11 protein-coding genes are annotated in these 7,917 nt (G+C 71.4%); 7 read left to right on the forward strand and 4 right to left on the reverse strand.

What is annotated here, in order from left to right; translation table 11 throughout:
• Positions 1 to 140 (forward strand): PLP-dependent transferase (locus G6038_RS29635; protein WP_206025837.1); only part of this gene is annotated, 140 nt, incomplete at its 5' end.
• Between the two features lie 66 nt (positions 141 to 206).
• Here the strand turns inward: G6038_RS29635 and arsA are convergent.
• The 3 genes from arsA to G6038_RS29650 are packed head-to-tail and all read right to left on the reverse strand — an operon-like array spanning position 207 to position 2,863.
• Complete coding sequence (arsA, locus tag G6038_RS29640; protein ID WP_165042362.1) at positions 207 to 1,997, reverse strand: arsenical pump-driving ATPase; 1,791 nt, start codon at positions 1,995 to 1,997, stop codon at positions 207 to 209.
• Positions 1,998 to 2,028: 31 nt separating this feature from the next.
• Complete coding sequence (arsD, locus tag G6038_RS29645) at positions 2,029 to 2,415, reverse strand: arsenite efflux transporter metallochaperone ArsD (protein WP_165042363.1); 387 nt, start codon at positions 2,413 to 2,415, stop codon at positions 2,029 to 2,031.
• 22 nt (positions 2,416 to 2,437) lie between these two features.
• Positions 2,438 to 2,863 (reverse strand): low molecular weight phosphatase family protein, encoded by a 426-nt coding sequence (locus G6038_RS29650; RefSeq protein ID WP_165042365.1) that lies wholly within the window; start codon positions 2,861 to 2,863, stop codon positions 2,438 to 2,440.
• Between the two features lie 79 nt (positions 2,864 to 2,942).
• Between G6038_RS29650 and G6038_RS29655 the strand changes: the two genes are divergently transcribed.
• From G6038_RS29655 to G6038_RS29680, 6 genes are all read left to right on the forward strand, one after another.
• A complete protein-coding gene (locus tag G6038_RS29655) occupies positions 2,943 to 3,344 on the forward strand; it encodes a metalloregulator ArsR/SmtB family transcription factor (RefSeq protein WP_165042367.1) in 402 nt (133 codons plus the stop codon).
• On the forward strand, positions 3,341 to 4,420 hold the full coding sequence (gene arsB / locus G6038_RS29660; protein WP_017679683.1) for an ACR3 family arsenite efflux transporter: 1,080 nt from the start codon (positions 3,341 to 3,343) through the stop codon (positions 4,418 to 4,420). Before G6038_RS29655 ends, arsB begins: the two co-directional genes overlap by 4 nt.
• 23 nt (positions 4,421 to 4,443) lie before the next feature.
• The gene (locus G6038_RS29665; protein ID WP_048771612.1) at positions 4,444 to 5,103 is read left to right on the forward strand and encodes an arsenate reductase ArsC; all 660 of its coding nucleotides are present in this window, start codon (positions 4,444 to 4,446) and stop codon (positions 5,101 to 5,103) included.
• A 19-nt stretch (positions 5,104 to 5,122) separates the two neighbouring features.
• Positions 5,123 to 5,539 (forward strand): arsenate reductase ArsC, encoded by a 417-nt coding sequence (locus tag G6038_RS29670; RefSeq protein ID WP_165042369.1) that lies wholly within the window; start codon positions 5,123 to 5,125, stop codon positions 5,537 to 5,539.
• 121 nt (positions 5,540 to 5,660) lie between these two features.
• On the forward strand, positions 5,661 to 6,062 hold the full coding sequence (locus G6038_RS29675) for a DUF2703 domain-containing protein (RefSeq protein WP_165042371.1): 402 nt from the start codon (positions 5,661 to 5,663) through the stop codon (positions 6,060 to 6,062).
• Between the two features lie 52 nt (positions 6,063 to 6,114).
• Positions 6,115 to 7,176 carry an ArsO family NAD(P)H-dependent flavin-containing monooxygenase gene (locus tag G6038_RS29680; protein ID WP_165042373.1) on the forward strand — a complete coding sequence of 354 codons (1,062 nt, stop codon included), beginning with the start codon at positions 6,115 to 6,117 and terminating at the stop codon, positions 7,174 to 7,176.
• An 81-nt stretch (positions 7,177 to 7,257) separates the two neighbouring features.
• Here the strand turns inward: G6038_RS29680 and G6038_RS29685 are convergent.
• On the reverse strand, positions 7,258 to 7,917 hold a 660-nt coding region (locus G6038_RS29685; protein ID WP_165042375.1), incomplete at its 5' end, for a dihydroorotate dehydrogenase-like protein.

Below are 7,917 nucleotides of genomic sequence, written 5' to 3' on the forward strand. Positions count from 1 at the left end.
CCACCCACTCCCAGCTCACCCCCACCGAACAACTCGCCGCCGGCGTCACCCCCGGCCAGATCCGCCTCGCCGTCGGCATCGAAGGCATCGACGACATCCTCGCCGACATCACCACCGGCCTCGAGGCCGCCGGCGCCTGATCACGGCCGCACGCATCGATCCCGCCCCGGAAACCGGGGCGGGATCGCGCATTTCGGGACCGAGCGCTACCGCACGGCGACCGGGGCGGACACTTCGCCGAGCGCGCGGAGCGCCGGCACCCCGACCGGTTCGGTCGCGAGCAGCGGCACGACCGCGTAGCGCTCGGCGAGTTCGGTACGGACCTTGTCGATCTGCTCGAGTTCGGCGGCGGCGCGGCGGCGCAGCAGCGGCGCGGTGGGCGCGGCGGCGGCCACGGAGTTGTCGATCACCCACGCCCAGGGGTGAATGCCGGCACGTTCGAGGTCGGCCTGGAGCCCCGCGGCCTCGAGCACAGGAGTGGTCTCGGCGAGGGTGATCAACAGGACCTTGGTCGAAGCCGGGTCCTGCAGGCGCATCATCGGGGTGACGGCGTGCAGGCCCGGGCCCAGCTGCCGGGTGACGTCGCGGTGGTAGGACCCGGTGGCGTCGAGCAGCAGCAGGGTGTGGCCGGTGGGCGCGGTGTCGACGACGACGAACTTGCGCCGGGACTCCTGGATCACTCGCGAGAATGCTTGGAAGACCGCCACTTCCTCGGTGCACGGGGAGCGCAGGTCCTCGGCGAGGGTCGCCCGGCCCTGCTCGTCGAGGTGCGCACCCTTGGTGGCCATCACCCGCTCGTGGTAGGCGCGAGTGGCCTCGGCGGGATCGATGCGCGAGACGTGGAGGTGTTCGACGTCGCCGTGCAGGGTCTCGGTCAGGTGTGCGGCGGGGTCGGTGGTGGTCAGGTGGACCTCGTGCCCGCGTTCGGCCAGGGCCACGGCGACGGCCGCGGCGACCGTGGTCTTCCCGACCCCGCCCTTGCCCATGCACATCACGAGACCGTGCCCGTCCCGCTCGATCTCGTCGATCAGGGCGCGCAGCGGTGCATCCGCGACGTTCGGCACCGCACCGATCTCCGGAGGGAGGTCCGTGCCGACGTCGGCCGTCTCGAACAGCGTCCCGAGGGCATCGAGACCGATCATGTTCGCGGCCTTGAGCTCGATCAGGTCCAGCGGCAAGGGTTTCAGCGCCGCCGGCATGCCCGTCAACGCGGCCTGTTCGCGGCGGTGGATCGCGAGGGCGAGGGGGTCCGTGTCGCCGGACGGCGCCGGCAGGACGCCGTTGACGACGACGTGCTGGCGGCTCAGCCCGAGCGCGGCGAGTTCGCCGTGGGTGCGGTCGATCTCGGCGAGAGCGGAGCGGGTGGCGCGGGCGACGAGCACGAGCCGGGTGCGCTGCGGGTCCGCCAGGGCGTCGACCGCGGCGGCGTACATGGCCTTCTGCTTGTCGAGCCCGGCGAGCGGTCCGAGGCACGACGCGTCGCCCTTGCCCGCCTCGAGGAACTCGGTCCAGTTCCCGGGCAGTTGCAGCAGCCGGATGGTGTGTCCGGTGGGGGCGGTGTCGAACAGCACGTGGTCGAACGACGCGATCTCGCCGTCGGTGTCGGTCAGCAGGGAGGTGAACTCGTCGAAGGACGCGACCTCGGTGGTGCACGAACCGGAGAGTTGCTCGGTGATCGAGGCGATCTCCGCGTCGGGCAGCAATCCCCGCACCGGTCCGACGATGCGTTCCCGGTAGGCGTCGGCGGCCTGCTCGGGATCGATCTCGAGCGCCGACAGGCCCGGCACCGCGGGAATTGCGGTGAGGGCGTTACCGATCGTGAGGCCGAAGACCTGGCCGACGTTCGAGGCGGGGTCCGTCGAGACCAGCAGCACCTTCTTCCCGGCGCGGGCGAGACTCAGCGCGCTCGCACAGGCGATGGAGGTCTTGCCGACGCCGCCCTTGCCGGTGAAGAACACGAACCGCGGCGGGTCGGTCAGGAACGTGGGGGTGGTCATCCGGTGCTCTCCTCGTCCTCGGGTCGACAGCTCAGCAGCAGGTGGAGTCGCCGGGTGTGCAGCAGGCATCGTCCGCGAGATTCAGCATCGTCGCGCCGACGGGCGCCTGCGCGGTGTCGAGTCCCGCCCACGCGGCGAGCTGGGTCCGATCGGGGTAGCGACCGGTGAGCACGGTGACGTCGTCGACGAGCACGAGCGGCAGACCGGCGGAGCCGGCGACCTCGAGGAAGCGCTTGACGGCGGGAGTGTGCGCGAAGGCCAGCGGATCGTTGGCCAGGTTGTGGCGGGTGATGGTGGCACCCTGATCCTTCAGCCACTGCATGTCGGCCGTGAAGGTGACGAGGTTCCGGTCCACGTCGTCGCCGCACACGCCGGTGTTGCAGCACAGGGCCGGTTCGAAGACTGCGATGGTGCTCATGATTTCTCCTGGATCGGTCGGATCAGCGGGTGGGGGAAGCGGGGTCGAGCAGCCGGGCGGCGAGCGCGTCGACACGGGCGGCGATGTCGTCCCGCACGAGGCGCATCCGTTCGATGCCGTCGATGCCGCGCTCGGACGGCTCGTCGGTGTCCCAGTTCTCCACGTACGCCGCGTCGACGCGGGCGTCGCGGGCGTCGCGGCCGAGGGTGACGACGAGGTCGACCGCACGCAGCAGCTGCGGATCGATCGGCTTGGGGTACTCGCCGTCCACCGGTGCGCCGACCTCCTCGAGCGCCTGCACCGAGAGGGCGTTGAGCGCCGAACCCGGTGCCGTCCCGGCGGAGTGCACGGCGATGCGGCCGCCGGCGGCCTTGCGCATCAGCGCGGCGGCCATCTGGGACTTGCCGCCGTTCTTCACGCAGACGAACAGCACCGAGGGTGTGCGCACGTGAGGGTTTCCTTCCGACCGGGCCGGTTCACCGGCTGTTCGTTTGACGCCGTGTTTCGACAACCGTCAATATAGACGCATGCCGAATCAACCGCCGCGCGGGGACGAGCCCTGCTGCCCGCCGCTCAGCCGCGAGCCGCTCACCTCCGATTGGGCCGGTGACCTGGCCCGCATGTTCAAGGCCCTGGGCGATCCGGTGCGCCTGCGGATGCTGAGCCTGATCGCCAGCCACGAGGGCGGCGAGTGCTGCGTGTGCGACATCTCACCGTCCTTCGACCTGTCGCAACCGACCATCTCGCATCATCTGAAGGTGCTGCGGGAGGCCGGCCTCCTCGACTGCGAACGTCGCGGCACCTGGGTGCACTACCGGGTCGTCCCCACCGCTCTGGCACAGCTGTCCGCGGTGCTGTCCGTCGAATCCGGGATCGTCGCGACCTCGTCGTGCACGCCCGCCGTCACCCTCGAGGAGGTCGCCTCGTGACCACCACCAGCGACCACCCGGCCGTGGTCGGCAAGCTGTCCACTCTCGACCGGTTCCTGCCGGTGTGGATCGGCGTCGCCATGGTCGCCGGCCTGTTGCTCGGCCGCCTGATCCCGGGTCTCGGCGACATCATCTCCACCGTCGAGATCGACGGCATCTCGCTGCCGATCGCCCTCGGCCTGCTCATCATGATGTACCCGGTGCTGGCCAAGGTGCGCTACGACCGGCTCGACACCGTCACCGGCGACCGGCGGATGCTGATCGGCTCGCTGGTCCTGAACTGGATCGTCGGGCCGGCGTTGATGTTCGCCCTGGCCTGGCTGATGCTGCCCGACCTGCCCGAGTACCGCACCGGACTGATCATCGTCGGCCTGGCCCGCTGCATCGCCATGGTCATCATCTGGAACGACCTCGCCTGCGGCGACCGCGAAGCCGCCGCCGTGCTGGTCGCGCTCAACTCCGTCTTCCAGGTGATCATGTTCGCCGGCCTGGGCTGGTTCTATCTCTCGGTGCTGCCGGGCTGGCTCGGACTCGAACAGACCACCCTCGACGTCTCACCCTGGCAGATCGCCAAGTCGGTGCTCATCTTCCTCGGTATCCCGCTCCTCGCCGGCTTCCTCACCCGGCACTTCGGCGAGAAGGCCAAGGGCCGGACCTGGTACGAGCAGAAGTTCCTGCCCAGGATCGGGCCGTGGGCCCTGTACGGCCTGCTGTTCACCATCGTGATGCTCTTCGCGCTGCAGGGCGAGCAGATCACCTCCCACCCGTGGGACGTCGCCCGCATCGCCCTGCCGCTGCTGGCGTACTTCGCGATCATGTGGGGCGGCGGCTACCTCCTGGGCGCGGCGATGGGCCTGGGCTACGAGCGCACCACCACCCTCGCGTTCACCGCGGCCGGCAACAACTTCGAACTCGCCATCGCCGTGGCCATCGCCACCTTCGGCGTCACCTCCGGCCAGGCCCTCGCGGGCGTCGTCGGACCGCTCATCGAGGTGCCCGTGCTCGTCGGCCTCGTCTACGTCTCGCTCGCCCTGCGCAAGCGCTTCGCCCCCTCCGCCACCCCCGCCGCTTCGTGAAGTCCGAGAGCCAGGGAGCCGACATGTCCGACCACTCCGACCGCCACCAGCCCGAACTGCTCATGCCGCAGGCGGTACTCCAGCGTGCCGCCGAGCACCTCGCCGACAAGTACGACGGGATCTTCTCCCCGCAGACCGTCGAACGGGTGGTGTTCGAGTCCTATGCGGCACTGCGCCGCACCGCGACCGTCTACACCCACCTGACCGCGCTCGCCCCGCGCTTCGCCGCCGAACGCCTGACCGCACTGGCACAGGCCGAAGGCGCCGTCGCCAAGGACGTTCCGGAGGTGCTGTTCGTCTGTGTGCACAACGCCGGCCGCTCCCAGATGGCCGCCGCCCTGCTCGACCACCACGCCGGTGGCCGCGTCCACGTCCGCTCCGCCGGCTCCGCGCCGATCGCGGCGATCAACCCGGTGGTGGTCGAGGCCATGGCCGAGCTCGGCCTCGATCTCGGCGCCGAGTTCCCCAAGCCGCTCACCGACGACGTCGTCGCCGCCGCGGACGTGGTCGTCACCATGGGCTGCGGCGACGCCTGCGCCGTCTACCCCGGCAAGCGCTACCTCGACTGGACCGTCCCCGACCCGGACGGGCAATCCCTCGAGGTCGTCCGCACCATCCGTGACGACGTCGACGCCCGGGTCCGCGCTCTGCTCGCCGACCTCACCGCCGTTCCCACCGCCTGACACCCGAAAGGTTCCCTCGATGACCACCAAGCCGTCCGTGCTGTTCGTGTGCGTGCACAACGCCGGCCGTTCCCAGATGGCCGCCGGATTCCTCACCGCCCTCGCCGGCGACGCCGTCGAGGTCCGTTCCGCCGGCAGCGCCCCCGCCGATCAGGTCAACCCCGCCGCCGTCGAGGCCATGGCCGAGCTCGGCGTCGACATCTCCACCCAATCCCCGAAGATCCTCACCACCAACGCCGTCGAAGCCTCCGACGTGGTGATCACCATGGGCTGCGGCGACACCTGCCCGGTCTTCCCCGGCAAGAGCTACCGCGACTGGGTGCTCGAGGACCCGGCCGGCAAGGGCGTCGAGTCGGTCCGCCCCATCCGCGACGAGATCAAGACGCGGGTCGAGGCGCTGATCGCCGAACTCGTCCCCGGCGCCGTCCGCAGCTGACCCGACCGCAGGGCGTGTCCCGGCCGGATCCGCCGGTACACGCCCTGCGGCCCGGCCGGGTCGGCCACACTGGAGACCGGGTCGACTCCCACCTTCCCCGCGAACCGAGAAGGGGTGTGCGATGACGGCACTGCCCATCGTCTGGCAACGCCTGGTCAGCCAGGGACAGACGTGCCGCCGCTGCGCCGGCACCGGTGAGCAGGTCCAGCACGCGGTCGGCACGCTCGAGCAGGTCCTGCGCCCGCTCGGCATCGCACCGCACCTCGTGGTCCGCGAACTCGACGACGCCGCCTTCGCCGCGAACCCGGCCGAATCCAACCGCATCTGGATCGCCGGCCGCCCGCTCGAGGACTGGCTCGACGCCGACGTCGGCAGCAGCCGCTGCTGCTCGGTGTGCGGTGACTCCCCGTGCCGGACCGTGGCACTCGGACCGGTCACCTTCGAAGAGATCCCCGAACGACTGATCGTCAAGGCCGCCCTGATCGCCGCGGCGAGCCTGCTCGACACCCCCGGCCACCCCTGACGGCCGAGACCGACGATCTGCGCACAGCGGGCCACGGGTGACAAGGGAGACGATGAGCACGGTCGAGGTGGACATCGTGGTGATCGGGGGCGGGCAGGCCGGCCTGGCCGCCGGGTACTACCTGCGCCGGGCCGGGCTCGAGTTCGTCATCCTCGACGACCGGCCGGGCCCGGGCGGGGCGTGGCCGCACACCTGGCCGTCGCTGCGGTTGTTCTCCCCCGCGGAGTACGCGTCGCTGCCGGGATGGCCGATGCCGCCGTGGCGGGGCGGGTTCCCACCCGCCCGGCACGTGATCGAGTATCTGACCGCGTACGAGCGCCGCTACGGCCTGCCGGTGCGGCGGCCGGTGCGGGTGCGGGAGGTCTCCCGCGACGACGACGGGGAGCGGCTGCGGGTGGCCACCGCGGAGCGGGTGTGGCGGGCGCGGCGGGTGATCAGTGCCACCGGCACCTGGCGGCAGCCGTTCTGGCCCGTCTATCCCGGAGCCCGCCGCTTCGCGGGCAGACAGTTGCACACCGTGCAGTACCGCACCCCGGAGGAATTCGCCGGTAAGGCGGTGGTGGTGGTCGGCGGCGGCAACTCCGGGGCCCAGCTGGTCGCCGAGATCTCGGAGGTCACCGGCACCACCTGGGTGACCACCCGGCCGCCGCGCTTCCTGCCGGACGACGTCGACGGACGCGTGTTGTTCGAGATGGCCTCGCGGCGAGCGATGGCGCTGGCGGCCGGGCGCCCCGATCCGGGCGGTATCACCGACCTCGGTGACATCGTGATGGTCCCGGAGGTCCTCGCGGCCCGGGACCGCGGCGCGCTGGATCCGCTGCCGATGTTCGACCGGCTGACCCGGGACGGCATCTCGTGGGACGACACCGGCGAGAGCCGGCGCGCGGAGGTGATCGTCTGGGCCACCGGATTCCGCCCCGCCCTGGCGCCGCTGCGGCCGTTGCACCTGCGTGGGCCCGACGGTTCGATCGCTGTGGCGGGCACCCAGGCGTTGAAGGAACCCAGGCTGCATCTGCTCGGCTACGGGGACTGGACCGGCCCCGGGTCGGCCACGCTGATCGGGGTCGGGCGCACCGCCAAGGCCGCCGTCGCCGGGCTGGCGCTGGACCTCTGAGCCGGCACCGCGGCCACGGCGGCCGACCGGGAAGCCCGATGAGCACCCCCGGAGTCCGGGTGGCGGACGGGGCCGGAAGCCTCACGGGATGCCGTAGGCGCGGTGGTCGGCCTCGCGGAGCGCGCTCACGTAGTCGCCGCGTCCGCGGCCGGTCCCGTCCGCGCCGGGCGGCACGGCGAGCATCCCCCGGAACTCGCCGACGCTGCGATATCCCTTGCGGCGCATCCACTCGCGCACGCCGTCGAGCAGGGCGGCAGCATACTCGGGACCGTGGCGCAACAACGCCGAGGCGGACTGCACGACGTCCGCGCCGGCGAGCAGGTATTTGATCACGTCGGTGGCGTCCTCGACGCCGGTGGTCGCGGCCAGGTCGGCGCGCACCCGTCCCCGCAGCAACGCGATCCAGGTCTGCGGCAACCGGGTCTCCGCGGGGGTCGAGAGGGTCACGGCAGGCCCCACGGTGAGGGTTTCGGGATCGATGTCGGGCTGCAGGAACCGGTTGAACAGCACCAGCCCGTCGGCCCCGGCCTCGTCGAGGCGCAGCGCCATCTCACCGATCGAACTGAACTGGGGGCTCACCTTGACCGCCACCGGCACGGTGACGGCGTCCTCGACCCGGGCCAGGACGTCGAGGTGCCGTTGTTCGACGTCCCGGCCGCTGATGTGCGGATCACCGGGCAGGTAGTAGATGTTCAGCTCGATCGCGGCCGCGCCGGCATCCTGCATCGACCGGGCGTAGCC

Source organism: Rhodococcus sp. 14C212, from assembly GCF_011058195.1.
Taxonomy (GTDB): domain Bacteria; phylum Actinomycetota; class Actinomycetes; order Mycobacteriales; family Mycobacteriaceae; genus Rhodococcus; species Rhodococcus aetherivorans.

Coding starts and splice junctions, on each gene's coding strand:
- arsA (WP_165042362.1), bottom strand. CDS start 1,997: ATGACCACCCCCACGTTCCTGACCGACCCGCCGCGGTTCGTGTTCTTC.
- arsD (WP_165042363.1), bottom strand. CDS start 2,415: ATGAGCACCATCGCAGTCTTCGAACCGGCCCTGTGCTGCAACACCGGC.
- G6038_RS29655 (WP_165042367.1), top strand. CDS start 2,943: ATGCCGAATCAACCGCCGCGCGGGGACGAGCCCTGCTGCCCGCCGCTC.
- G6038_RS29665 (WP_048771612.1), top strand. CDS start 4,444: ATGTCCGACCACTCCGACCGCCACCAGCCCGAACTGCTCATGCCGCAG.
- G6038_RS29670 (WP_165042369.1), top strand. CDS start 5,123: ATGACCACCAAGCCGTCCGTGCTGTTCGTGTGCGTGCACAACGCCGGC.
- G6038_RS29675 (WP_165042371.1), top strand. CDS start 5,661: ATGACGGCACTGCCCATCGTCTGGCAACGCCTGGTCAGCCAGGGACAG.
- G6038_RS29680 (WP_165042373.1), top strand. CDS start 6,115: ATGAGCACGGTCGAGGTGGACATCGTGGTGATCGGGGGCGGGCAGGCC.